We start from the raw sequence: 24,677 nt of genomic DNA, 5'->3' as shown, positions 1-24,677 counted from the left end.
GAACGAGGGGTAAAATCAGTGCAAGTCATTCGGGATCGCGAAGCCTTGGTAGAGGCACTCGCCGCGTTGCGTGCCGAGGGCGCGCGCGTGGCGCTGGTGCCGACCATGGGCGCGCTCCACGCCGGGCATATCGCGCTCGTCGAAGCGGCGAAGCGGCCGGGCACCAAGGTCGTGGCGTCGATCTTCGTGAATCCCAAGCAGTTCGGCGCGGGCGAGGATCTGGGCCGTTATCCCCGGCGCGAACAGTCCGACATCCGTATGCTGACCGAGGCGGGCTGCGACCTGTTATGGATGCCCGGCGTCGAGGTGATGTATCCCGAGGGCCATGCGACCTCGATCCGCGTCGACGGCGTCAGCGAAGGGCTGGAGGGTGCATCGCGCCCGGGCCATTTCGACGGGGTCGCGACGGTCGTCGCCAAGCTGTTCAACCAGGTCGGCCCCGACGCGGCCTATTTCGGTGAGAAGGATTTCCAGCAGCTGGCGGTGATCCGCCGCATGGTCGCCGATCTCGACTTCCCCATCGACGTGGTCGGCGTGCCGACCCAGCGCGACGATGACGGCCTCGCGCTTTCGTCGCGCAACATCTATCTCGACGAGGAACAGCGGGCCAAGGCAGTCGCGCTGCCGCGCGCGCTGGGTGTCGCGGCCCGGGCCATCGGGCGGGGCGAGGACGCAGCGACCGTTTTGGGCGATGCCCGCGCGACCCTGACCGCCGCCGGGTTCGAGGTGGATTATGTCGAGCTGGTCGACGCGGTAACACTTTCACTCGATTGCACCGTAGAGCGCCCGCGCCGCCTGGTGGCCGCTGCCCGTATGGGATCGACCAGACTGATCGATAATATCGCTGTCACCGACCTGTCATGAGTTAACCAATTTGTGACCGTTATGGCCATACACCCAGTGTCGGACGCAGAGGGGGTCCGAACAGAGGGGCAGGATATGGCCAATAGCAGCAAATCCGCACAATTCCTGATGGAAAGCCGGTTCGCCGATCAGGTGGCGACCGACGATGGTGCGACGATGTACGACCTGGGGGTCGCCTATTCGACCGGCTCGGGGGGCAAGCGCCTGGACCTGGTCGAGGCGCACAAATGGTTCAACCTGGCGGCGGTCGCGGGCTTCCTGCCGGCGCAGATCGCCCGCGCCGAAGTGGCGGGCGACATGACCGCGCGCGAGATCGCCGAGGCGCAGCGCCAGGCACGCGCTTTCCTTTACGGCAACATGCCACAGATGCGCGCGGCCTGACACCACGCTAACGCAGCATGGCCATTGGTGGTCGTGATGACGGGATGTGTGGGACAATGACGGAACAAGGCGTGAGCGATGGCAAGGTGACCGTCAGCTTTTGGCGTCTCGCCGTTCACCTTGGGGTCACGATAGCCGTCAGCCTGTCTGTAACGATCATGCTCGAACGCTATGCTGGCTTGCCGCGCTGGATGGTAGCCAATAGCTCTCATGGCCGGTCACTGGCCGGAATCATCGGATTGGCCGTCGCGCTGCTCTTTCGTCGAGGTTTCGCCAAGCTCTTGCCGTTGGTGGAGCAGACGAACTCCTGAGGCGCGACATATATCGGGCGTCGAGACTGCCCTTGATATGTCAACCGCCACCAGGTTTGGTGAAAAGCGCCGGATAGACGCGGCCTGAACCGGCGGACCGCCGCGCGCTGATCCGCCCGAACGGGGCGGGCCGGGATCAGCTCACGGGATCATATTCGACTCAGGCTTCGCTCGCCTTCTTTGCCGGGGCTTTCTTGGCAGGTGCCTTTTTGGCGGGTGTCTTCTTCTCGGCGGTCTTCTTGTCGGCCGTTGCCTTGGCCTTGGCAGGCGCCTTTTTCGCCGCCGCCTTCTTCGCGGGCTTCTTGCGTGCCGGAGCGGCCGCCGCGCGCGCGTCGATCAGTTGCGCGGCTTCTTCCAGCGTCAGCTGATCCTTGTCGACCGTCTTGGGGATGGTCGCATTCGTCTCGCCGTCGGTGACGTAAGGGCCGTAGCGCCCCTCCATCAGCTTGATCTCCGCCTCGGTGCGCGGATGCTTGCCGAGCACCTTGAGCGGCTCGCGCGACGCAGTGCCCCGCGCGGCACGTCCGCCGCCCGCCGCCGCTTCGGCCAGCTTGACCACGGCGGCGTTCATGCCCGTCTCGAACACATCGGCGGTCGAGGTAAGGCGCGCATATTTGCCGCTATGCGCCAGATAGGGGCCATAGCGCCCGATCGACGCGGTGATCGGCTCGCCCGTTTCCGGGTGGTTGCCGATGGTGCGCGGCAGGCTGAGCAGCTTGAGCGCCCATTCCAGGTCGAGATCGACATCCTTGGGGATGGAAGCGCGCTTGGCGTCCTTGCCTTCGCCCAGCTGGATATAGGGGCCGAACCGCCCCGACTTGCGCTCGACGGGCAGGCCGGTTTCGGGGTCCTGGCCGAGCGTTTCCGGCCCGGTGTCCTCGCCAGCCCCTTCGCCGCCCTGGGCGAATCGGCGGGTATATTTGCACTCCGGATAGTTGGAGCAGGCGATGAACGCGCCGAATCGGCCACCACGAAGGGCGAGCTTGCCTTCGCCGCAATTGGGGCAGAGGCGCGGATCCGATCCATCCGCCTTCTCGGGGAACAGATAGGGTGCCAGGAACTGATCCAGTTCGGCGGTAATCGCCGAGGGCTGCTGCTCCATCACTTCCGAAGTGCGCGGCTTGAAGTCGCGCCAGAAGGCGTCGAGCACCGCCTGCCACTGGGCACGGCCGCCGGACACGTCGTCCAGTTCCTCTTCCAGCTCGGCGGTATAGTCGTAGCCGACATATTTCTCGAAGAAGCGCTCAAGGAACGCCGTCACCAGTCGTCCGCTCTCCTCGGCGAAGAAGCGGTTCTTCTCGACGCGGACATAGGCCCGGTCCTTCAGCGTCTTGATGATCGAGGCATAGGTGGACGGACGCCCGATGCCCAGTTCCTCCATCCGCTTGACCAGCGAGGCTTCGGAGAAGCGCGGCGGCGGCTGGGTGAAGTGCTGCTCGGCCTTCACTTCCTTCTTCGCAGGCGCATCGCCCTCGCGCAGGCGGGGGAGGCGGCGGGCTTCCTCGTCCTGGCTGTCGTCCTGGCCTTCTTCATACAGCGCCAGATAGCCGGGGAAGAGCACGACCTGGCCGGTGGCGCGTAAGGTATGGCGGCCGGTGCCGTCGGCCATGTCGATGGTGGTACGCTCCATCCGTGCCGACGCCATTTGGCTCGCCAGCGCGCGCTTCCAGATCAGGTCGTAGAGGCGGCCATGATCGCCCGAACCGGCACGGTCGCGGCTGAAATCGGTCGGGCGGATCGCCTCATGCGCTTCCTGCGCGTTCTTCGCCTTGGACTGGTACATGCGCGGCTTGTCGGGGACGTAAGACCCGTCATAGCGCTCGGCCACGGCCTTGCGCGCCGCCGAGATGGCCGATCCGTCCATCTGGACGCCATCGGTCCGCATATAGGTGATCGCACCGTCCTCATAGAGCTGCTGCGCGATCCGCATGGTGTGATCGGCCGAGAAGCCCAGCTTGCGCGCGGCCTCCTGTTGCAGCGTCGAAGTGGTGAAGGGCGGCGGCGGGTTGCGCGTCGCAGGCTTGGTCTCAACCGACTGGACCTGGAACCGGCCCGCCTCGACATCGGCCTTGGCGCGGGTCGCGTCGCCCTCGTTACCGATCGACAGGCGGTCGAGCTTCTTGCCATCCCACTGGACCAGGCGCGCGACGAAGGGCGTGCCGTCCTGTTCCATATCGGCCGTCACCGACCAATATTCCTGGGGCCGGAACGCTTCGATCTCGCGCTCGCGCCCGACGATCAGGCGCAGCGCCACCGACTGGACGCGGCCCGCCGACTTGGCGCCGGGCAGCTTGCGCCACAGCACCGGCGACAGGGTGAAGCCGACCAGATAGTCGAGCGCGCGGCGCGCGCGGTAGGCGTCGATCAGATCGGTATCGAGCTCGCGCGGATTCTGCATCGCGTGCAGGATGGCGGGCTTGGTGATCGCGTTGAACGTCACCCGCTCGACCTTGTCGGGCAGCGCCTTGCGGTTCTTCAGAACCTCCTGCACGTGCCAGGAAATCGCCTCGCCCTCGCGATCAGGGTCGGTGGCCAGGATCAGGCGGTCGGCCTTCTTCGCCTCGTCGGCAATGGCTTTGAGCTGACGCGCCTTGTCCGCGTAATTCTCCCACTCCATCGAAAAATTCTGGTCGGGGTCGACCGAGCCGTCCTTGGGCGGCAGGTCGCGGACGTGACCATAGCTCGCCAGGACGCGGTAGTCCGAACCCAGATATTTCTCGATGGTCTTCGCCTTGGCAGGCGATTCGACGATGACAAGCTGCATGAGTGGTAAAACTACGTCCCTTACGTGTGTACGCGAGGATGGGGAGGGGGCGGGGGGAGGTCAAGCCGCATAGGCAAGGCCGTCTTGTCGGCGTAACGATCAATGCCTAGCCGTGATCCGGGGATGGGACGAGGAGGGGTGTGATGATGATTCTGGCATTGTTGATGGGTGTGGCGGACGCCCAGCCCGTGACCGAACATATCGCGCCGCCAGTCCCATCCGATTTCGTCCTGGGCTTTGCCGGACGAGGCCCGGCGCCGATCCGCGAATATGTGCCACGCGGGCAGACGGTCGAACGCTGGACCCGGATGGTCACGGTCCTGCAACTGGGCTGGAAGCCGGGCATGGGGCCGCGCCGCTATGCCGAGCTCTGGGCTCAGTCGATGCAGCGGGCCTGTCCCGGCACGACGGTGGGCGAGATGCGGGATACGCCGCTGGCCGGGCATGAATCGGTGACCCTTCGCCTCGACTGTCCGCGCAACCCGCAGACGGGCCAGGCCGAAATGGTGATCGGGCGCTATGTGACTGGCGGCGAACAGCTCCACAATGTTCAGGCTGCCGTTCGGGGCCCCGTGACGCCGCAGGCCATTGCCTGGGCCGAAGCGCTGGTGGCCGCAGCGACGCTGTGCGCCACCGGCGATAGTAGGGCGCTTTGTGGCACGGACTGACGGTTGTCAGGGGCGGGCGCGGATCAGGCGATGGACCTGATGGTCGCGATATTGGGGTTCGTCGTGCGAGCGATAGCCCAGCTTCTCCGCCAGCCGGATGGATTGCTGGTTGGCGGGTGAGATCATGCACTGGGTCGCGGGCGGTGCATGATGCTCGTCCATCCAGCGATGCGCGGCGGCCGCCGCCTCATAGGCATAGCCCTTGCCATGGGCGGCGCTGGTGAAGACCCAGGCGGCCTCCGGCATACTGTCCAGCCTGGGCGCGACCTCTCGCCGGAAATCCATGAATCCAGTCTCGCCGATATATTGCCCGGTCGTCCGATCCAGAACGGCGAACATCCCGTGGCCGAACACCGACCAATAGCCGATGAAGCGCAGCAATCGCATCCACGCTTCCTCGCCGGTCATCGGCGCACCGGCGTGGCGGACCACCACCGGATCGGCGACCATCGCGGCATAGTCGTTGTAATCCCCAACCTCATAGGGACGCAGGGTCAGGCGTTCGGTCTGAATCATGTCAGCGCCACCCGCCCGCCCGCATGGCGCTCCAGCCGTCCGGCCAGTTCCAGCTCCAGCAGGATCGTCTGGACGATGGCGGAGGGGCGTCCGCTCTGGCGGATGAGTTCGTCGACCGTCACCGCGACCGGGCCGAGCAGATCGCTCACCCGCTGCCGGTCGCCATCGCTGGCATCTTGCGGCGGCGGGGGCGTGTAGCGGCTCTCGGGCGCGCGGACCATGCGGGCGTCGATGGGGCGAATTTGTTCCAGGATATCCCCCGCCGACTGGATCAGTGTCGCGCCCTCGCGGATCAGCATGTTGCAGCCTTGCGCGCGCGGATCGGCGGGGTGGCCGGGCACCGCCATGACCTCGCGCCCCGCCTCGCCTGCCAGCCGCGCGGTGATCAGCGAGCCGGAGCGCGGCGCGGCCTCGACCACCACCGTGCCTTGCGCCAGCCCTGCGATGATCCGGTTGCGCGAGGGGAAGTGGCGCGCCAGCGGCTGCGTGCCCGGTGGCTGCTCGGCGATCAGCAGGCCGCGCGTGGCGACCTCCTCCTGCAACCGGGCGTTTTCGGGTGGGAAGGCGATGTCGATGCCGCTGGCGATGACGCCGATCGTGCCGCCCTCGAGCGCGCCGATATGCGCCGCCGTATCGATCCCGCGCGCCAGTCCGGAGGTGACGGGCACGCGCTGCGCCGCGAGGTCCTGCGCCAGCCCGCGCGCGAAGCGGCACGATGCGGCCGAGGCGTTGCGAGCGCCGACCAGCGCTACGCCGCCGCGCTGTGCCAATCCCATGTCGCCGCGTATGATCAGTGCGGGCGGGGCGGTGTCGAGTTCGGCGAGCAGCGCGGGGTAATCGGGCTCACCCAGCATGACATGACGCGCGCCGAGCCGTGCGACCGCCTCGATCTCGCGCGCGATCCCCGCCGGGTCGGCGGCCCTGGGGGCTTCGCCGCCGCCGCGCCGGGCAAGGTGGGGCAGGGCGTCGAGCGCGGCCTGCGCCTCGCCGAATCGCGCCATCAATTGTCGCCAGGTGACGGGTCCGATGCCATGCGTCCGCAGCAGCCGAAGCTGCGCGAACCGGGCGTCAGTCACGCTTCTTGCCGATACGGGGTTCGGTCCCGGCCAGCAGGCGCTCGATATTCGAGCCATGCTTCCAGACGACGATCAGCGCGAGTGCGATCAGCAGCAGCACCAGATCGAACCGGCCCATCGCCGCCGCCGCCAGCGGTACGCTGACCGCCGCCGTCATCCCCGCCACGGCCGAGATGCGGATGGTGGCGAGCAGGCCCAACCAGACGACCGCATAGACGACACCCAGCGGCCAGTAGAGCGCGGTGACGACACCCATCAACGTCGCGACACCTTTGCCCCCGCGAAACTTCAGCCAGATCGGGTAGCAATGCCCGACGAATGCGGCCGCCGCCGCCAGCACTTCCTCACCGGGCAGCCAGTGCCGGACGAGCAATACGGCGGCGACACCCTTCAGCATGTCGAGGATCAGCGTCGCGGCAGCGAGTCCCTTGCGGCCGGTGCGCAGCACATTGGTCGCGCCGATATTGCCCGACCCGATGCTGCGCAGATCACCCGCCCCAGCGGCGCGGGTCAGGATGATGCCGAACGGAATCGACCCCAGCAGATAGCCGATCAGCAAGGCCCAGGTCGGCGGCCCCCAGATGATTTCGGTCGGCAATAGTCTTCCCCTGTGCTCCGGGACAGACATAGAACATGCGTGCTGGCCTGTCCAATCCGGCGCGGCTCTGGTTTCGGACGCGCACGGCGCTTATGAGGCGGGGATGAGCGATGCGCGTCCCATCCTGTTCTTCGATTCCGGTGTGGGCGGGCTGTCGATCGCGGGGCCTGCACGCGCCGCCTTGCCGACCGCGCCCTTCGTCTATGTCGCCGACAGTGCGGGCTTTCCTTATGGCGAGAAGACCGAGGCGGAGATTGCGGGCCGGGTGCCCGCGCTGCTCGGGAGACTGGCGGAGCGGTATCGGCCGCGCCTGATCGTGATCGCGTGCAACACGGCCTCGACCATTGCACTGCCCGCCGTGCGCGCGGCGCTGGACCTGCCGGTGGTCGGCACTGTGCCTGCGATCAAACCGGCGGCGGCGATGAGCGAGACGCGCACCATCGGCGTGCTGGGCACGCGCGCGACGGTGCGGCAGGCCTATGTCGACGATCTGGCGGCGCGCTTTGCCGGCGATTGTCGGGTGGTCCGGCACGGCTCGGCCGAACTGGTGGAACTGGCCGAGGCAAAGCTGCGTGGCGAGTCCCTTTCCTCCCGAGCCTTTGCGGCGGTGCTGGGCGGCTTGTTCGGGCAAGAGGGCGGCGACGCCATCGACGTCATCGTCAATGCCTGCACCCATTTCCCGCTGGTCGAGGCCGAACTGGCGGCGGCGGCCCCTCGGTCGATGCGTTTCGTCGACGGCGGGCCTGGCATCGCGCGGCGAATCGCGTTCCTGACAGAGGGACAGGACTGGCCCGCCTCGGCGGGCGAGGGCGTGGCGGTGTTCACGCGGCTCAGCGACCGGGAACATGCGCTGGCGCCCGGGCTGGCGGCGCGGGGGTTCACGCGGATCGAGGCTCTTTGACGGCCCTTCGTTCGCATTGAACCGACGAGGGGCGCGCGCCAAGCCCGGCTAACCCAAGCCAAGTCGGGGCGTAGATGACGTACGAACTCCCGGTCGGTCATGCCCCCAGCAGCGCCCGCGACACCGCCTCGATAAAGGCGGTACGCCGCGCGGGTTCGGCAAGCTGCGGGTCGGGAATGTCGGTCGCGGTGACGATCCGGGTGATCTGGTCGCGTCGGGGTTCGTCCGCCGGGCGGATATCGGCGGCGGGCAGCGACCGGACCAGCGCCTGTTCGTCCTCCTCGAAGGCGATCCGGGCGATGCCCCGGTCGGTCGTCGCGACCAGCAGCGGCCCCATCGGCGAAGGCGCGATGGTCCAACCGACGCTCACCCCTTCGCCGCCACGCCGCCATTGTCCCGGCGCCATACCCAGCCGCTGGTCGCTGTCCGCATAGAAACGGCTGGGGGCGGCATAGCCTGCCTCGTACAGTGCGGCGGTGATGCTGGGTTCGGCGGCCAGCGCCTGTGCGGCACGGGCCGAGCGACGTGCCCTGGCATAAGCGGCGGGCGTCACCCCGGTCGCGCGCTTGAACAGCCGGTGGAAATGATGCGGGGTATAGCCGACCTGCGCCGCCAGCGTTTCGAGCGACGGCGGGGCTTCCGCCGCCTCGATCAGGGCGATCGCCGCCGCCACCGCCTGCCGGTCGCGCGTCACGGCATCGGGCAGGCAGCGCAGGCAGGCGCGGAAGCCTTCCGCACGGGCGGCCTGTGGACTGTCCAGGAACCGGACATGCTCGCGTCTGGGGCGCCGGGCCGCACAACTCGGGCGGCAGTAGATGCCCGTCGTCTTCACCGCGACGACGAACCGGCCGTCGGCGGACCGGTCGCGCGCGACGAAGGTGGCCCAGGCGGTGTCTTCGTCGATGGCGTTGCGGGCGGGGGCGGGCGGGGTGTCGGTCATGGCCGGACGATTGTGGCAAAATCCATTGTGGCTTTCATCCCACGGCTTGCGGCCAAAGCTCTCACGCTTGCGTCACCAACCTGTCATAACATGTGCCACGCAGCTTGCATCCAAAGGTTCCCGATGCTAACCGCCCGCCAACCCATCGGAGGCGCGTTTTTCGCGCCCCGTTCCCCATGGGGCCAACCCGTTCGTTGTTCGAGGAATTCGCATCCGTGGAGATGTCCGGCGGTACTATAAGCGGCACAGGCGGCATCCAGGCGAGCCTGGGTGGACGTTATGCGCTCGCGCTGTTCGAAACGGCTGAACAGGGCCGTTCGATCGACACGATCGAGGCGAGCCTCGTGACCCTTCGCGATGCGCTGGCCGCCGATAAGGATCTGGTCGCGCTGACCAAGAGTCCGGTCGTGGCGCGCGGGGCCGCCGTCAAGGCGATCCTGGCGGTCGCCGACACGCTGGGCCTCGACGGGGTGACCAAGAATTTCCTCGGCGTCCTCGCCGAGAATCGGCGCCTCTCGGCGCTGCCGCAGATCATCCGTGCCTTCCGCCAGCTGGCCAGCCGCCATCGCGGCGAGGTCGCGGCCGAAGTGACGAGCGCCCACCCGCTGACGGAAGGACAGGTCGCCCAGCTGAAGCAGCAGCTGCGCACCCGCGTCGGCCGCGAGGTGTCGGTCGACCTGTCGGTCGATCCCGACCTGCTCGGCGGGCTTGTCGTCCGCATCGGTTCCCAGATGATCGATAGCTCGATCCGCACCCGTTTGAATGCGCTCGCCAGCGCGATGAAAGGCTGACGTTCCCATGGATATCCGCGCCGCAGAAATCTCCAAGGTCATCAAGGACCAGATCGCCAATTTCGGCACCGAGGCCCAGGTCAGCGAGACCGGCCAGGTGCTGAGCGTCGGTGACGGCATCGCGCGCATCTACGGCCTCGACAATGTCCAGGCGGGCGAGATGGTCGAGTTCGCCAATGGCGTGCAGGGCATGGCCCTCAACCTCGAAGCCGACAATGTCGGCGTCGTGATCTTCGGCTCGGACGCCGAGATCAAGGAAGGCGACACCGTCAAGCGCACCGGCACCATCGTCGACGTGCCGGTCGGCCGTGGCCTGCTGGGCCGTGTCGTGGACGGCCTGGGCAACCCGATCGACGGCAAGGGCCCGATCGAGGCGACCGAGCGTCGCCGCGTCGAGGTGAAGGCACCGGGCATCATCCCGCGCAAGGGCGTGCACGAGCCGGTGCAGACCGGCCTGAAGGCGATCGACGCCCTCGTTCCCGTCGGCCGTGGCCAGCGCGAGCTGATCATCGGCGACCGTCAGACCGGCAAGTCGGCCGTCGCGATCGACGCCTTCATCAACCAGAAGACGGTCAACGCCGGCACCGACGAGTCGAAGAAGCTCTACTGCATCTACGTCGCCGTGGGTCAGAAGCGCTCGACCGTGGCGCAGCTGGTCAAGACGCTCGAAGAGAATGGCGCGATGGAATATTCCATCGTCGTCGCCGCGACCGCGTCGGAGCCCGCCCCGCTTCAGTTCCTCGCGCCCTACACCGGCACCGCGATGGGCGAGTATTTCCGCGACAACGCGATGCACGCGCTGATCGTGTTCGACGATCTGTCCAAGCAGGCCGTCGCGTACCGCCAGATGTCGCTGCTGCTGCGCCGTCCGCCGGGCCGTGAAGCGTACCCTGGCGACGTCTTCTATCTGCACAGCCGTCTGCTGGAGCGTGCGGCCAAGATGAACGACGCCAACGGCGCCGGTTCGCTGACCGCGCTGCCGATCATCGAGACCCAGGCGGGCGACGTGTCGGCCTACATCCCGACCAACGTGATCTCGATCACCGACGGCCAGATCTTCCTCGAAACCGACCTGTTCTTCGCGGGCATCCGCCCGGCGATCAACGTCGGTCTGTCGGTCAGCCGCGTCGGCTCGGCCGCGCAGACCAAGGCGATGAAGAAGGTGTCGGGCTCGATCAAGCTGGAGCTCGCCCAGTATCGCGAAATGGCCGCCTTCGCGCAGTTCGGCTCGGACCTCGACGCCTCGACGCAGAAGCTGCTGAACCGCGGTGCACGCCTGACCGAGCTGCTCAAGCAGCCGCAGTTCTCGCCGCTGCCCTTCGAGGAGCAGACCGCGTCGATCTTCGCGGGCACGAACGGGTATATCGACAATGTGCCGGTGGCGCAGGTCGTCCGCTACGAAGCGGCGATGCTCGCCTATCTGCGCAACGATCACGCCGATGTGCTGGCGATGATCCGCGACACCAAGGATCTGGGCGACGAGGCCAAGGGCAAGCTCAAGGCCGCGCTCGACCAGTTCGCGAAGATCTTCGCGTAAGACGGCATGTAAGCCCTCTCCCCTCCGGGGAGAGGGTTGGGTGAGGGGCGCCAGACAGGCCGTCTCATCCGTGGCAGCCCCTCACCCCGGCCCTCTCCCCCGTGGGGAGAGGGAGAAGAAGGACTAAGATGGCGTCCCTCAAGGCCCTCAAGATCCGGATCAACTCGGTCAAGTCGACCCAGAAGATCACCAAGGCGATGAAGATGGTCGCCGCCGCCAAGCTGCGCCGGGCGCAGGACGCGGCGCAGAACGGCCGTCCCTATGCCGAGCGTCTCGAAGCGGTGATGGCCGGTATGGCCGCACGCGTCGGTGGCGTCGGTGCGTCGCCGCTGCTGGCGGGCACCGGCAAGGACGATGTCCAGCTGCTGGTCGTCGCCACCTCGGAGCGTGGTCTAGCGGGTGCGTTCAACACCAACATCGTCCGCGCCGCGCGCCGCAAGGCCGAAGAGCTGACCGCGCAGGGCAAGACGGTGAAGTTCTACCTCGCGGGCAAGAAGGGGCGCGTGCTGAAGCGCTTCTTCCCGAACGCGATCCTCGCCGATCACGACATGAGCGCGATCAAGGCGCCCAAGTTCGACGACGCCCGCGAAATCGCCGACGACCTGATCGCGCGGTTCGAGCGCGGCGAATTCGACGTGGCGCATCTGTTCTACTCGAAGTTCGTCTCGGCGCTGGTGCAGGACCCCGTCTCGCAGCAGTTGATCCCCGTGCCGATGCCCGCGCCCAGCAAGGGTGAGACCTCGGTCGAGGCGGTTGCCGAGTTCGAGCCGAGCGAGGAGGACATCCTCGACGCGCTGCTGCCGCGCAACGTCGCGGTGCAGATCTTCCGCGCGCTGCTGGAAAACCAGGCCGGTTTCTACGGTTCGCAGATGAACGCGATGGACAATGCCACGCGCAATGCGGGCGACATGATCCGCCGTCTGTCGATCCAGTATAACCGTACGCGTCAGGCCGCGATCACCACCGAGCTGGTCGAGATCATCTCGGGCGCCGAGGCGCTGTGACAAGCATTAAACCCATAGCGAGGGAGTTGAGGAAGCTCGGCATTCAAGCCGAGGTCGGCGTCTCGTCGCATGGGGACTATCCTGCGGTTTTCTTTGCGAACGGAGCGGTTAAGACCCAGCTTACGTTTTTGGTCGAGCAGGGCAGCGCTGAAGCATACGAGGGGTTTATCTTTGAGTCGCTTTTTCCAAATCCAGTTGGATTGGATGAAGTTGATGCAAACGACTGGAACTCCGAATTTTATTATGCCACGATGGCACTCGGTGATGGTGTAGTAAGCTTTTCCCGGATGTATCCGATACCTTCATCGGAAAATAGCATTGAATTGCTCGGTAAGCTTGTAGGTCATTGGATGGCATCTCATTCGGAAATGATCCGAGTGGTGCTTGGTAAAAGCTGAAAGAATAACGTGGATTTTAAGTATTCTTTTGCAACGGGTGGTTTGGCGCTGTGCTAAAGCGTGCGCTCCTTCTGGGCCTGACGGTCGCTCTGGCCGGATGCGGCCAGGCGTCCGACCAGCCGAAGGACGCGCCCAAGGCTTCGCCGACGCCGTTCGTGACAGGCGGCTGGGCGACCGTGTTCGCCCATGCGCCCGAGACGGTCAGCCTGCTCGACCGGATGGGCTTTCGCATGAGCGGTTACGCGCCCGTCCAGGGTGCTACCCGCGCGATCGCCCAAGCCACCCCGATGGCCGATCCGTCGGTGTCGCCGGTCAATATGGGCAATCTGATCGTCGAGGGCGACGCAGCGCGGCTGAATGAAGTCCGCTTCTCGCTCGACCTCGTCAATCTCGATACCAGCCCGTTCGCCAAGACGCAGTTCATCCGCTGGGTGACCAAGCCGATGGATCAGCTGGGTCTAGACGGCAAGGATGCGGTCACGGCCGCGATCCAGAATGAAAGCGCCACCACCGGCCACCTGACCGGCGCCGATTACCGTGTTACCCGTGACAAGATCGACGGTGGCCGCCGTCTGGTCGTAACCTTTACCCGCCCCGAAGCCCGCCCCGAAGCGATTTCGGGCTCTACCGAACCAAGGAAGCAATGATGGCAACCGCCGCTGAGGACATCCGGCCGACCACGGCCACCAACAATGTCGGCACGATCGCCCAGGTCATCGGCGCGGTCGTCGACGTTCACTTCCCCGATCACCTGCCCGCGATTTTGTCGGCGCTGGAGACGGACAATAACGGCACCCGCCTGGTGCTCGAAGTCGCGCAGCATCTGGGCGAGAACACCGTCCGCACGATCGCGATGGACACGACCGAGGGTCTGACCCGCGGCCAGACCGTGACCGACACCGGCGCGCAGATCCGCGTGCCCGTCGGCCCGGCGACGCTCGGCCGCATCCTGAACGTCGTCGGCGAGCCGATCGACGAGCGTGGCCCGGTCGCCACCGACCTGCGCGCGCCGATCCACGCCAAGGCGCCCGAGTTCATCGAGCAGTCGACCGAGAGCGCGATCCTGGTCACCGGCATCAAGGTCATCGACCTTCTCGCTCCTTACGCCAAGGGCGGCAAGATCGGCCTGTTCGGCGGCGCGGGCGTCGGCAAGACGGTTCTGATTCAGGAACTGATCAACAACATCGCCAAGGGCCATGGCGGCACCTCGGTGTTCGCGGGCGTCGGTGAGCGGACCCGCGAGGGCAACGACCTGTATCACGAATTCCTCGACGCGGGCGTCATCGCCAAGGACGCCGAGGGCAATGCGATCAGCGAGGGCTCGAAGGTCGCGCTGGTGTACGGCCAGATGAACGAGCCGCCGGGCGCCCGCGCTCGCGTCGCGCTGTCGGGTCTGACCATCGCGGAATATTTCCGCGACCAGGAAGGCCAGGACGTGCTGTTCTTCGTCGACAACATCTTCCGCTTCACCCAGGCGGGTGCGGAAGTGTCGGCGCTGCTCGGCCGTATTCCGTCGGCCGTGGGCTATCAGCCGACCCTGTCGACCGACATGGGCGCGCTGCAGGAGCGCATCACCTCGACCAACAAGGGTTCGATCACCTCGGTGCAGGCCGTGTACGTGCCCGCCGACGACTTGACCGACCCGGCGCCGGCCACCTCGTTCGCCCACCTGGACGCGACGACCGTGCTCAACCGTGCTATCTCGGAGCTGGGCATCTACCCGGCCGTCGACCCGCTCGACTCGACCAGCCGCGTGCTTGAGCCGCGCATCGTCGGCCAGGAGCATTATGAGACGGCCCGTGCGGTCCAGTCGCTGCTTCAGCGCTACAAGGCGCTGCAGGACATCATCGCGATCCTGGGCATGGACGAGCTGTCGGAAGAGGATAAGCTGACCGTCCAGCGCGCCCGCAAGATCCAGCGCTTCCTGTCGCAGCCCTTCCACGTCGCGGAAGTCTTCACCGGCATCTCGGGTAAGTTCGTCCAGATCGAAGACACGATCCGTTCGTTCAAGGCGGTGGTCGACGGCGAGTATGACCATCTGCCGGAAGCGGCCTTCTACATGGTCGGCGGCATCGACGAAGCCGTCGCCAAGGCCGAGAAGCTGGCGCAGGAAGCCTGATGTCCGCGCCGCGCCGCGAGGACGCGGTCAACGATGTCTGTCCCTGGTCGGGTAAGCCGATCAGCGACGACGGGTTGACGGTCTATCGCGGCGCGGTGGTCGGCTTCTGCAATCCTGGTTGCCGGGACAAGTTCGACGCGGCCATCACCGCGTTCGACCGCGCGATTGAAACGAGACCCTGACATGCTGCACTTCGAACTCGTGACCCCCGAAAAGCTCCTCCGCTCGGAGGAGGTGCATATGGTGGTCGTCCCCGGCACCGAGGGCGATTTCGGCGTGCTGGAAGGCCATGCGCCTTTCATGTCGACCGTTCGCGACGGCGCGATCCAGGTTTACCGCACCGAAAAGGGCGAGCCGGAATCGATCCAGATCCGTGGTGGCTTCGCCGAGGTGGGGCCCAAGGGCCTGACCGTGTTGGCGGAACATGCGGGGTAAGGGTGTTTCGCCTTTCTACCGGGTTTTGAGACGGTCGCGGCGGTAGCTGCGGCCGTTTTCGTTTGTGGTGAGGGCGGGGCGTGGCCTTCGACTTCGCTCAGGCTGAACGGGGCGAGGGGAACAGGGTCTTACACCAACATCCGTTCAGCCTGAGCGAAGTCGAAGGCCAAGGGAAAACCCGTCCCCATGCGGTAAGCCCCTCCCGCTTGCGGGAGGGGTTTGGGGAGGGCAGGGAGTCTCGCAGAGACTTACGCCCGCGGCCTTTCCCTCCCCCATCCCCTCCCGCTTGCGGGAGGGGCGTGTCTGGGGCGATCGGCGCGCTTACAAAAAGCTGTACGGATCCACATCCACCGCGACGCGCACCTTAGCCGACCATTCCAGCCCGCCCAGCCACTCGCGGATCACATCCTGCACCGCCAGCGCCCGCCGGGCATGGACCAGCAGCCGAAACCGATGCCGCCCCCGCAGCATCGCCAGCGGCGCCGGCGCGGGGCCGAAGACGTGCATCCCGTCGACCTTGGGCGCGGCCCGCGCGATCATTCCGGCCGCCGATTGGGCCGCGCCCTGATCCTCCGAGGACACGATGATCGCGGCATAGCGGCCGAAGGGCGGCGCATCCGCATCGCGGCGCGCCTCGGTCTCGGCCGTATAAAAAGCCTCCGCATCGCCCGTCACCAGCGCCTGCATCACTTGCGCCTTGGGGCTGTGCGTCTGGATGAAGACATGCCCCGGCTTGGCCCCGCGCCCGGCACGCCCCGACACCTGCCGGATTTGCTGGAAGGTCCGTTCCGCCGCGCGCAGGTCGCCGCCGTCCAGCCCGAGGTCGGCATCGATCACGCCCACCAGGGTCAGGTTGGGGAAGTGATAGCCCTTAGTGATCAGCTGCGTGCCGACGACGATATCGATATCGCCCGCCTCCATCCGCCCGACGAACTCGGCCGCCTTGGCGGGGGACCAGATGGTGTCGGAGGTGACGACCGCGATCTTCGCTTCGGGAAACAGCGCCGTCGCCTCGTCGGCGATCCGCTCGACGCCGGGGCCGCAGGCAACCAGCGTATCCTCGCCGTCGCATTCGGGGCAGGCGCGCGGCGTGGGCAGGACATGGCCGCAATGATGGCAAGCCAGCCGCCGGACCAGCCGGTGTTCGACCATCCAGGCGGTACAGTTGGGGCATTGAAACCGATGCCCACAGGTCCGGCACAAGGTCAGCGGGGCATAGCCGCGCCGGTTGAGATAGAGCAGCGACTGTTCGCGCTTCTCCAGCACCTCCTTCATCGCCGCGACCAGCTTGGGCGCGATCCAGCGGCCGCGCTCGGGCGGGTTCTGGATCAGGTCGATCGCCTCGATCGTCGGCATCTGCGCGGGTCCGAAGCGGCCTGGCAGCTTGACCTCGGTATAGCGGCCCAGCGCGACCTGCTGCCGTGTTTCGATGGCGGGGGTGGCGGAGGCGAGGATGACCGGGCAGGGCTCGAACTTGCCGCGCATCACCGCGACGTCACGGGCGTGGTAATGAACGCCGTCTTCCTGCTTGAAGCTGGTCTCATGCGCCTCGTCGACGACGATCAGCCCAAGATTGCGATAGGGCAGGAACAAGGCCGAGCGCGCGCCGACCGTCACCAGCCCCTGGCCGCTGGCGATGGCCCGCCAGGCGCGGCGTCGCTGCGACGAGCGCAGGCCCGAATGCCACGCCACCGGCTCGCAGCCGAAGCGGTCGTGGAACCGCTTGAGGAACGGCTCGGTCAGTGCGATCTCGGGAAGCAGGACCAGCACCTGCCGCCCCTCGGCAATCGCCTGCGCCACCGCCTCGAAATACACCTCGGTCTTGCCCGATCCGGTGACGCCGTCGAGCAGCACCGGCTGGAAACTATGCGCGGTGACGCCCGCGACCAAGATGTCCGCCGCCGCGCGCTGGTCCTCGGACAGGGCGGGGCGGTGATGGTCGGGATCGGGCAGTGGGAAGGGGCTGTCGATATCGACCTCGACGCCTTCGATCGCGCCGTTCTTCACCAGCCCCCGGATCACCGCGTCGGAGACATCGGCCATCGTCGCCAACTCGCGGATCAGACCCTGGCGGTCGCCGATCCGCTCCAGCGCCTGTGCCCGCTGCGGGGTCAGGCGGTCGGGGACATGGCCGGTGACGCGATATTCGGTGACGGTCCGTGCGCCCTCCAGCGCGGAGGTGGACGAAAGGGCCATGCGCACGACGGCAGCGGGCGGCGCGAGATAATAGTCCGCCGTCCATTCGATCAGCCGCCGCAGCGCATCGGGCAGGGGCGGCGCATCGGCGACGCCCAGCAGCGGGCGCAGGCGATTGTCACCGACCTCGGCGTCGGAGGGCATCCGCTCAGGCTCCCACACCACCCCGAGCAATTGGCGGGGCCCGAGCGGCGCGACGACGATCGACCCCGGCTCGACCGTCATCCCGTGCGGCACACGATAGTCGAGGGGGCCGAGCGCGGAGTTCAGGACGAGGACGCGGGCGCGCGAAGACATGGACCCGCTATATGGGGCGGCACGGTGGCGAGGGAAGGGGCCAGTGCTACGCGGTCCAGGGCGGATCGACATTTGAAGACACGTACTTCCCTCGCCCCTCGCAGAGGGGAGAGGGTTGCGCAGACTTGGTCTTTGCGCGAGCAAAGGCCTAGTCCCAGCTGCGATAGCCAGTAAACTGGCAAGCTCCGCTAACCCTCTCCCCTGTCCAGGGGAGAGGGGAGGATAAAACAAGACGCGTGCCGATTTGACCTAACCCGCCCGCCGCCGGTCGCCGCGTCGGCGTTCGCCCACCCGGTCGCGCTTGGCACCATAGAGGCGGCTATCGGCATGGTGCATGAAATCGCGGTTGGTCCGGCAATCCTCGGGGCGCAGCGTCACCGCGACCGTGCCAGCACAACTCATGGTCAGCTTGTCGATGGTGATCGTGATGGTCAGCAACGCCTCGATCCGCGCGCGCAGGGCGTCGATATCGGTCAGCAGCGCAGGGTCGCGGACGATCAGTCCGAACTCGTCGCCGCCCAGTCGCGCGACGAAGCTGCCGTCCAGCCAGTCGGAGCGCAGGCGTTGGCCGACGATGCGCAGCACCTCGTCCCCCGCCGGGTGGCCCAGCGTGTCGTTGATCAGCTTGAAGCCGTCCAGATCGATCAGGACCAGCGCCAGCGGCTCGCCCTTGCCGACGGACTCCGCGATCGCCGCCTCCAGCGTCCGGTCGAAGGCGGCGCGGTTGGCGAGCAGGGTCAGCGCGTCGGTATCCGCATTGCGGCGCAGCTGGGTTTCCAGCGCGTGGCGCTCGGTCACGTCTTGGAACATGCCGACCAGTCCGTGCGGCTCGCCGTCCAGCATCTCGCGCTCGCCCATCACGCGGACCCGTCGCTTGCGGCCCAGCGCGGTGATGAAGTCCAGCTCGATGTCGAACGGATCGCCGGTCCGCACCGTCTGCGCGATGGTATTGCGCAGCACCTCGCGCGCGGCGGGCGGGTAATAGGACAGGCCTTGGTCGACCGTGAAATGCTGGCCGGGGTTCAGTTCGTGAATGCGGTATACCCCCTCGGACCACATGGCCTGACCGTCAGCCAGGGTGATCCGCCACGATCCGATCATCGCCAGCCGCTCGACCTGGCGGACGGTGCGATCCTTGGCACGCAGATCGGCGGCCTGTCGCTCGCTGAGTTCGGCCATGGCGTTGGCACGTCGGGCGATGGCGCGGGCGGCGATCAGCGCCTCGGCCAGCCGCGCCAGATGGCGCAACGTCTGTTCCCCCGCCGGGCTCAGCGAGCGCGGCATGGCGTCCATGACGCAGAGCGAGCCGATCGCCTGGGGCGAGCCGTCCAGATCGGGCACACGGATCGGCATCCCCGCATAGAAACGCGTCCCCGCCTCGCCCGTCACGAACGGATTGACCACGAAACGCGGATCGCGGCTGAGGTCGGGGACGATCGTCACATCGCTTGAGTGGATGGTATGATCGCAAAAGGCGACGTTGCGCGGCATCTGTCGGGGCAGGTCGCCGATCGCCGACTTGACCCAGAAACGGTCCCGGTCCGCCAAGGTCAACGCCGCCACCGGGCAGCCGAGCATCTCGGCGGCCAGCGAGACGAGCGCATCGAACTCCGCCTCCGGCTCGCTGTCGAGCAGCGCATGCGCCTGGAGCGTGGCCAGGCGGCGTTCCTCGTCGAACGGCGCGGGGATGGTAAGGGGGGCTTCCATCATGATGTGCGGACCATAACCAAAAGAGTTTTCAGAACCTTAAAAATGGACGGAAGCATAAGAATTTATTCGGCTTTTTGTGTGATCGAAATTACAGAACGCGACCGGCCGAACCGCGGATGGGGTGGATGACGCATTTGTCACATTGTGGTCACCCCGGGGTATCCCGACGGGATGTAGCCCTTTGCCCCACGGAGTTCGAAGAGCTCGGCACCCGACACTCCCGGGGGTGCCGTCGCGGCCGGCGGGAAGAGCGCTTCCCGCCGGTCTTTCCTTGGCGGCAGCAGCGGTGAGCCGGGATCGAGCGACCTCGCGATGCCGCCGCAATGATGAATGTCGCCCAATGACGGAGCAGACGAGCCGATGAGCCGCAAAATCCTGATCGTCGAAGATGACGCCTCGACCGCCGCCTATGTCGCCAAGGGGCTGGCCGAGGCGGGTTATGCCGTCGAGCAATGCGGGGATGGCCGCGATGGCCTGTTCCTGGCGAGCGAGGGCATATTCGACCTCATCATCGCCGACCGGATGCTGCCGCGGCTGGACGGGCTGGCGATGGTCAGCGCGATCCGCGCCGCGGGTATCTCGACGCCGGTGCTCGTGCTCTCGGCGCTCGCCACGGTCGACGACCGGGTCGACGGGCTGAAGGCGGGCGCGGACGATTATCTGTGCAAGCCCTTCTCCTTCGCCGAGCTGTCGGCGCGGATCGAGGCGCTGGTCCGCCGCTCCGACCGCGCCGCGTCCGAGCCGACCCGCACCAAGCTGAGCGTCGGCGATCTGGAGATCGACCTGCTGGCGCGCACCGTGACGCGGGCGGGCAAGATCATCCCGGTCGGCGCGCGCGAGTTCAACCTCCTGGAGTTCCTGGCGCGTCATGCGGGCCAGGTCGTCACCCGCACGATGATGCTGGAGAAGATCTGGAACTATCATTTCGACCCGGGATCGAACGTGGTCGATGTCCATATCGGGCGGCTGCGTCGCAAGCTGGAAGAGGGGTTCGGCAGCCCGATCCTGCATACGGTGCGCGGCGCGGGCTATAGGCTGGCCGTCGAAGGGTGAAGCCCCGGCTGACGATCTCGGCGCGGATCGCGCTGCTGTCGATCATCCTTGCGCTGGTGTCCAATCTGGCGCTGGTCGGCTTCATCTGGAAGCAGACCAGTGCGGATGCGGTGGCGGCGCTTCACCGCGAGATCGTCGAACAGGCCGATGCCCTGCGCGCCGTATGGCGGACCGGGGCGCTGCCCGCCCTCGCCGATGCGATCAAGGAAGCGCGCGAGCCGGGTGACGTGTCGCTGGTGCTGGCGATCTTCGATCCGCAGGGGCACCGGATCGCGGGCTATGCGCCGCGCCATCTGGCCGTGCCGCTGGCCGACACGCCGTTCCGCATCGCGGTGCTGGGCCGCGACGGTGTGTGGAACGCGCGGGAGGCGGGGTATACGCTCCATCCCATCGGCCATGACTGGCTGCTGGTCGGGCGTCCGCTCGACCTGATCGAGGCGCAGCAGGTGGCGATCGAGCGCGCGCTGGCGCTGGCGGTGTTCCTGTCGCTGATGCTGGGGGTGGGCACTGGGCTGGTGCTGGCGCGCTATGTCACGGGGCGGCTCAATACTATCGTCGCGGTGATCGATGCGGCGGGCGAGGGCGACCTGACCCGCCGCGTGCGATTGGTCCGCGACGGCAATGACGAAGGCGACGCCTTCGACCGGCTGGCCGAGCGGCTGAATGCGATGCTCGGCAAGATCGAACAGCTGATGGCCGAACTGCGCGTCGTCACCGACAGCCTGGCGCACGACCTGCGCTCGCCGCTCGCCCGCCTGCGCACCAAGACCGAGCAGGCGGTGCTGATCGCCGACCCGGCGCAGCGCGAGGCGGCGCTAGGCGGTCTGCTGGTCGAGACCGATCTCATCATGCGGATGCTGACCATGGTGATCGAGATCAGCCGGTCCGAGTCGGTGACGCGCGACCGCTTTACGTTGGCCTCGCCGGTCGAGCTGGTCGAGGAGATCGGCGAACTCTACGCCCCGGTCGCCGAGGAGGCCGGATTGCGTTTCCTGATCGACGTGGAGGCGCGCCCTGCGCCCTTGCCGCTGCACCGCGAGCTGATGAGCCAGGCGCTGTCCAACCTGATCGACAATGCGCTGAAGCACGGCGCGTCGGGCGGTGAGGTGACGCTGCGGCTGCGCGAGGGGGCGGAGGGAATCATCTTCCAGGTCGAGGATCACGGCCCCGGCATCGCCGAGGCGGACCGGGCGCAGGCGTTGAAGCGCTTCGGGCGACTCGACACTGCCCGCACAACTCCGGGGGCCGGGCTGGGCATGGCGCTGATCGAGGCGGTGGCAAGGTTGCACGGCGGACGATTCGATCTGGCCGACAATGCGCCCGGCCTGATCGCGCGGCTGGTGATCCCGTAAGCTGTTCCTCCCCTTGCAGGGGAGGTGGCGCGCGCAGCGCGTCGGAGGGGTGTCCCCCTCTCGATAGCGCTACACCCCTCCGTCAGGCCTTCGGCCTGCCACCTCCCCTGCAAGGGGAGGAATTACTATGACTTGCCCCGCTGCCTCAGCGCTTTACACCCCGGCGCATGGACACGCTTTCCCTGTTCGGCCTGCTCGCCGTTTCCTTCACCTTGGTCTGCTATGCGATGGAATCGGGGTCGCACTGGTGGACGCTGGGCTTCTGCCTGGGGTGCGTCGCGGGGTCGGCCTATGGATTTCTCCAGGGCGCCTGGCCGTTCGGCGTCGTCGAGATCGTGTGGGCGGTCGTGTCCTTCCGCCGCTGGCTGACGCTCAAGCGGCTGCAATCGGCGAAGTTTGTGGAACCGATCGCTTGACAGGGTGTTGCGCGGGGCCTAACTGACCGTCCTTCCAACACCCCCGGTTGAACGACGCGCGCGTTACGTGCGTCGCCATTCCGCGTGGCGGAACCATCGCGTTGAGATGGAGCATGTGCGGCCATGCCATGCTCCGTGGAGCTAGGAGAACAAGTTTCATGGCACGTATTGCGGGTGTCAACCTCCCGACCAACAAGCGCGTATTGATCGCGCTGACCTATATCCACGGCATCGGTCCGGCCAAGGCGAAGCAAATCACTGCCAAGCTGAACATCGCCGCTGATCGTCGCGTCCAGGACCTTTCGGACCAGGAAGTGCTGCAGATCCGTGAGACCATCGACGCCGATCACACGGTGGAAGGCGATCTGCGTCGCGAAACCGCGATGAACATCAAGCGCCTGATGGACCTGGCCTGCTATCGCGGCCTGCGTCACCGCAAGGGCCTGCCGGTCCGCGGCCAGCGCACGCACACCAACGCGCGCACCCGCAAGGGCAAGGCTAAGCCGATCGCAGGCAAGAAGAAGTAATTCGTCCGGGGGACGAATTACTCCGCCGGAGGCAGGCTTGTGGCTGACCGCCCGCCGCTCTCCGCATCAGGATACTAGGTCAGGACTTTCATTCAATGGCACGTGAACCGCAGCGCATTCGCCGTCGCGAGCGCAAGAACATCACCGCCGGCGTCGCCCATGTGAACGCCAGCTTCAACAACACCATGATCACCATCACCGATGCCCAGGGCAACGCCATTTCGTGGTCGTCGGCCGGCATGATGGGCTTCAAGGGCTCGCGCAAGTCGACCCCGTATGCGGCGCAGGTCGCAGCGGAAGACGCGGGCAAGAAGGCCGCCGAGCACGGCGTCCGCACCCTGGAAGTCGAAGTGAAGGGTCCGGGTTCGGGCCGCGAGTCGGCGCTGCGCGCGCTGCAGGCGGTCGGTTTCCAGATCTCCTCGATCCGCGACGTCACCTCGATCCCGCACAACGGCGTGCGGCCTTCCAAGCGTCGCCGCGTCTGATGCTTCCCATGGCCGGCTGACGAGTCGGCCATGCCTCTCTCCATGGCTGGAACCGTCCCCGTTCCGGCCCACAACTCAGGGGAACCACGTGTCTGTCAACGCAAAGAACTGGCAGGAACTGAAGAAGCCCAACGCGCTCGAGAAAAAGGGTGGCGATGGCAAGCGGAAGGCGACGTTCGTTGCCGAACCGCTGGAGCGTGGCTTCGGCCTGACGCTGGGCAACGCGCTTCGCCGCGTGCTCCTGTCGTCGCTCCAGGGCGCGGCGGTGACCTCGATCAAGATCGAGAACGTGCTGCACGAGTTCTCGTCGCTCGCCGGTGTGCGTGAAGACGTCACCGACATCGTGCTGAACGTCAAGCAGCTCGCGATCCGCATGCAGGGCGAAGGCCCCAAGCGTCTCCAGCTGTCGGCGACCGGTCCCGCCACCGTCAAGGCCGGCGACATCGCCGTGTCGGGCGACATCGAGGTCATGAACAAGGACCTGGTGATCTGCCATCTCGACGAAGGCGCGACGTTCAACATGGAACTGACCGCCGACATCGGTAAGGGCTATGTCCCCGCCGCGTCGAACCGTCCGGCCGATGCGCCGATCGGTCTGATCCCCGTCGATGCGCTCTACTCGCCGGTCCGTCAGGTGTCGTACAAGGTCGATCCGACCCGCGTCGGCCAGGACCTGGACTATGACAAGCTGACGCTCTCGATCGAGACCGACGGCACCGTCACCCCGGAAGACGCCGTGGCCTACGCCGCGCGCATCCTTCAGGACCAGCTGGCGCTGTTCGTGCACTTCGACGACTCGGCGCTCACCCGCGCGGCCCCCGTGGGCCAGGCGGCGATCCCCGCCGCCGGTGGCGAGCCGCAGAGCGATGCGCAGCAGATCAACCGTTACCTTCTCAAGAAGGTCGACGAGTTGGAACTGTCGGTGCGTTCGGCGAACTGCCTCAAGAACGACAACATCATCTATATCGGCGATCTGGTCGGCAAGACCGAAGCCGAGATGCTGCGCACTCCGAATTTCGGCCGCAAGTCGCTGAACGAAATCAAGGAAGTGCTGTCGTCCATGGGTCTGCGCCTGGGCATGGAAATCCCCGGCTGGCCGCCCGAGAATATCGAGGAAATGGCCAAGAAGCTGGAACAGGAGATCATGGGCTGAGCCGCACGCGGATAGCGACGCTATCCGCGAGACGGCGCAAGCCCGGCCGGCGGGTCGCCGAAGGGCGACCCGTTCGACGTCAGGATCGCGGCTTTGCCGTGATCCGGTCCGGCTCTCCAGCAGCTTTGCTGACCCGCTCCCCGGTGAAAGCCGGAGGGCAACAAGACAGGCGAAGGTGACGGCCT

At 66.7% G+C, this 24,677-nt stretch carries 26 protein-coding genes; 19 read left to right on the top strand and 7 right to left on the bottom strand.

Annotated elements, in window-relative coordinates; genetic code table 11:
• Positions 1-18: 18 nt before the first annotated feature.
• The 3 genes from panC to ASF14_RS01700 all read left to right on the top strand — a co-directional run bounded on the left by panC (position 19) and on the right by ASF14_RS01700 (position 1,556).
• Positions 19-864 (top strand): pantoate--beta-alanine ligase, encoded by an 846-nt coding sequence (gene panC / locus ASF14_RS01710; protein ID WP_056430604.1) that lies wholly within the window; start codon positions 19-21, stop codon positions 862-864.
• Positions 865-939: 75 nt separating this feature from the next.
• On the top strand, positions 940-1,245 hold the full coding sequence (locus ASF14_RS01705; protein WP_056430602.1) for a hypothetical protein: 306 nt from the start codon (positions 940-942) through the stop codon (positions 1,243-1,245).
• A 71-nt stretch (positions 1,246-1,316) separates the two neighbouring features.
• The gene (locus ASF14_RS01700; protein ID WP_156360984.1) at positions 1,317-1,556 is read left to right on the top strand and encodes a hypothetical protein; all 240 of its coding nucleotides are present in this window, start codon (positions 1,317-1,319) and stop codon (positions 1,554-1,556) included.
• A 160-nt stretch (positions 1,557-1,716) separates the two neighbouring features.
• Here ASF14_RS01700 and topA read toward each other — a convergent pair whose 3' ends face one another.
• Entirely contained in the window at positions 1,717-4,320 is a 2,604-nt protein-coding gene (gene topA, locus ASF14_RS01695) for a type I DNA topoisomerase (RefSeq protein WP_056430597.1), read from the bottom strand.
• Positions 4,321-4,463: 143 nt separating this feature from the next.
• Between topA and ASF14_RS01690 the strand changes: the two genes are divergently transcribed.
• Entirely contained in the window at positions 4,464-4,988 is a 525-nt protein-coding gene (locus ASF14_RS01690) for a hypothetical protein (RefSeq protein ID WP_056430594.1), read from the top strand.
• Positions 4,989-4,994: 6 nt separating this feature from the next.
• Here the strand turns inward: ASF14_RS01690 and ASF14_RS01685 are convergent, their stop codons facing one another.
• The 3 genes from ASF14_RS01685 to plsY are packed head-to-tail and all read right to left on the bottom strand — an operon-like array spanning position 4,995 to position 7,178.
• Positions 4,995-5,504: a GNAT family N-acetyltransferase gene (locus tag ASF14_RS01685; protein WP_056430591.1), complete on the bottom strand. Its 510-nt coding sequence runs from the start codon at positions 5,502-5,504 to the stop codon at positions 4,995-4,997.
• Positions 5,501-6,580 (bottom strand): DNA-processing protein DprA, encoded by a 1,080-nt coding sequence (gene dprA / locus ASF14_RS01680; RefSeq protein ID WP_056430587.1) that lies wholly within the window; start codon positions 6,578-6,580, stop codon positions 5,501-5,503. The genes ASF14_RS01685 and dprA overlap by 4 nt, the downstream gene beginning before the upstream one ends.
• Positions 6,573-7,178, bottom strand: a complete 606-nt coding sequence (plsY, locus tag ASF14_RS01675; RefSeq protein ID WP_056430584.1) for a glycerol-3-phosphate 1-O-acyltransferase PlsY — start codon at positions 7,176-7,178, stop codon at positions 6,573-6,575. Before plsY ends, dprA begins: the two co-directional genes overlap by 8 nt.
• A 103-nt stretch (positions 7,179-7,281) precedes the next feature.
• On the opposite strand from plsY, the gene murI reads away from it, so the two are divergent.
• Positions 7,282-8,079, top strand: a complete 798-nt coding sequence (murI, locus tag ASF14_RS01670) for a glutamate racemase (protein WP_056430581.1) — start codon at positions 7,282-7,284, stop codon at positions 8,077-8,079.
• A 97-nt stretch (positions 8,080-8,176) separates the two neighbouring features.
• On the opposite strand, the gene ASF14_RS01665 is transcribed toward murI, so the two are convergent.
• Positions 8,177-9,019, bottom strand: a complete 843-nt coding sequence (locus ASF14_RS01665) for a bifunctional transcriptional activator/DNA repair enzyme AdaA (protein WP_056430578.1) — start codon at positions 9,017-9,019, stop codon at positions 8,177-8,179.
• Positions 9,020-9,240: 221 nt separating this feature from the next.
• On the opposite strand from ASF14_RS01665, the gene ASF14_RS01660 reads away from it, so the two are divergent.
• From ASF14_RS01660 to ASF14_RS01630, 8 genes are all read left to right on the top strand, one after another.
• Positions 9,241-9,810, top strand: a complete 570-nt coding sequence (locus ASF14_RS01660; protein WP_056431333.1) for a F0F1 ATP synthase subunit delta — start codon at positions 9,241-9,243, stop codon at positions 9,808-9,810.
• A 7-nt stretch (positions 9,811-9,817) separates the two neighbouring features.
• A complete protein-coding gene (atpA, locus tag ASF14_RS01655) occupies positions 9,818-11,347 on the top strand; it encodes a F0F1 ATP synthase subunit alpha (protein WP_056430575.1) in 1,530 nt (509 codons plus the stop codon).
• Positions 11,348-11,475: 128 nt separating this feature from the next.
• Positions 11,476-12,351: a F0F1 ATP synthase subunit gamma gene (locus tag ASF14_RS01650; protein ID WP_056430573.1), complete on the top strand. Its 876-nt coding sequence runs from the start codon at positions 11,476-11,478 to the stop codon at positions 12,349-12,351.
• 26 nt (positions 12,352-12,377) lie between these two features.
• Positions 12,378-12,749 carry a hypothetical protein gene (locus tag ASF14_RS21200; protein ID WP_156360983.1) on the top strand — a complete coding sequence of 124 codons (372 nt, stop codon included), beginning with the start codon at positions 12,378-12,380 and terminating at the stop codon, positions 12,747-12,749.
• Between the two features lie 50 nt (positions 12,750-12,799).
• Positions 12,800-13,396 carry a hypothetical protein gene (locus ASF14_RS01645; RefSeq protein WP_056430570.1) on the top strand — a complete coding sequence of 199 codons (597 nt, stop codon included), beginning with the start codon at positions 12,800-12,802 and terminating at the stop codon, positions 13,394-13,396.
• Positions 13,396-14,868 (top strand): F0F1 ATP synthase subunit beta, encoded by a 1,473-nt coding sequence (gene atpD / locus ASF14_RS01640; RefSeq protein ID WP_056431330.1) that lies wholly within the window; start codon positions 13,396-13,398, stop codon positions 14,866-14,868. The genes ASF14_RS01645 and atpD overlap by 1 nt, the downstream gene beginning before the upstream one ends.
• Complete coding sequence (locus tag ASF14_RS01635; RefSeq protein WP_007405111.1) at positions 14,868-15,050, top strand: hypothetical protein; 183 nt, start codon at positions 14,868-14,870, stop codon at positions 15,048-15,050. Before atpD ends, ASF14_RS01635 begins: the two co-directional genes overlap by 1 nt.
• 1 nt (position 15,051) lies before the next feature.
• Positions 15,052-15,303, top strand: coding sequence for an ATP synthase F1 subunit epsilon (locus ASF14_RS01630; protein WP_056430567.1), 252 nt, complete (start codon positions 15,052-15,054; stop codon positions 15,301-15,303).
• 321 nt (positions 15,304-15,624) lie between these two features.
• Here the strand turns inward: ASF14_RS01630 and ASF14_RS01625 are convergent, their stop codons facing one another.
• Together ASF14_RS01625 and ASF14_RS01620 are read right to left on the bottom strand one after the other, a co-directional pair.
• Positions 15,625-17,796, bottom strand: coding sequence for a primosomal protein N' (locus tag ASF14_RS01625; RefSeq protein WP_056430564.1), 2,172 nt, complete (start codon positions 17,794-17,796; stop codon positions 15,625-15,627).
• 249 nt (positions 17,797-18,045) lie between these two features.
• The gene (locus tag ASF14_RS01620) at positions 18,046-19,506 is read right to left on the bottom strand and encodes a sensor domain-containing diguanylate cyclase (RefSeq protein ID WP_056430559.1); all 1,461 of its coding nucleotides are present in this window, start codon (positions 19,504-19,506) and stop codon (positions 18,046-18,048) included.
• A 360-nt stretch (positions 19,507-19,866) separates the two neighbouring features.
• Between ASF14_RS01620 and ASF14_RS01615 the strand changes: the two genes are divergently transcribed.
• The 6 genes from ASF14_RS01615 (at position 19,867) to ASF14_RS01590 (ending at position 24,492) form a co-directional block, all read left to right on the top strand.
• A complete protein-coding gene (locus ASF14_RS01615; protein WP_056431327.1) occupies positions 19,867-20,559 on the top strand; it encodes a response regulator transcription factor in 693 nt (230 codons plus the stop codon).
• Entirely contained in the window at positions 20,556-21,911 is a 1,356-nt protein-coding gene (locus tag ASF14_RS01610; protein ID WP_056430556.1) for a sensor histidine kinase, read from the top strand. Before ASF14_RS01615 ends, ASF14_RS01610 begins: the two co-directional genes overlap by 4 nt.
• A 167-nt stretch (positions 21,912-22,078) precedes the next feature.
• A complete protein-coding gene (locus tag ASF14_RS01605) occupies positions 22,079-22,327 on the top strand; it encodes a hypothetical protein (protein WP_056430553.1) in 249 nt (82 codons plus the stop codon).
• Between the two features lie 158 nt (positions 22,328-22,485).
• Positions 22,486-22,854: a 30S ribosomal protein S13 gene (gene rpsM, locus ASF14_RS01600; RefSeq protein WP_042486395.1), complete on the top strand. Its 369-nt coding sequence runs from the start codon at positions 22,486-22,488 to the stop codon at positions 22,852-22,854.
• Positions 22,855-22,949: 95 nt separating this feature from the next.
• Positions 22,950-23,339: a 30S ribosomal protein S11 gene (rpsK, locus tag ASF14_RS01595; protein WP_042486392.1), complete on the top strand. Its 390-nt coding sequence runs from the start codon at positions 22,950-22,952 to the stop codon at positions 23,337-23,339.
• An 88-nt stretch (positions 23,340-23,427) separates the two neighbouring features.
• Positions 23,428-24,492, top strand: a complete 1,065-nt coding sequence (locus tag ASF14_RS01590; RefSeq protein WP_056430549.1) for a DNA-directed RNA polymerase subunit alpha — start codon at positions 23,428-23,430, stop codon at positions 24,490-24,492.
• Positions 24,493-24,677 lie beyond the last annotated feature (185 nt).

It is taken from the genome of Sphingomonas sp. Leaf257, assembly GCF_001422185.1.
Taxonomy (GTDB): Bacteria; Pseudomonadota; Alphaproteobacteria; order Sphingomonadales; family Sphingomonadaceae; genus Sphingomonas; species Sphingomonas yabuuchiae.
Note: the sequence above shows the minus strand (reverse complement) of the source record. Positions and strands in the feature narration are given on the sequence as shown.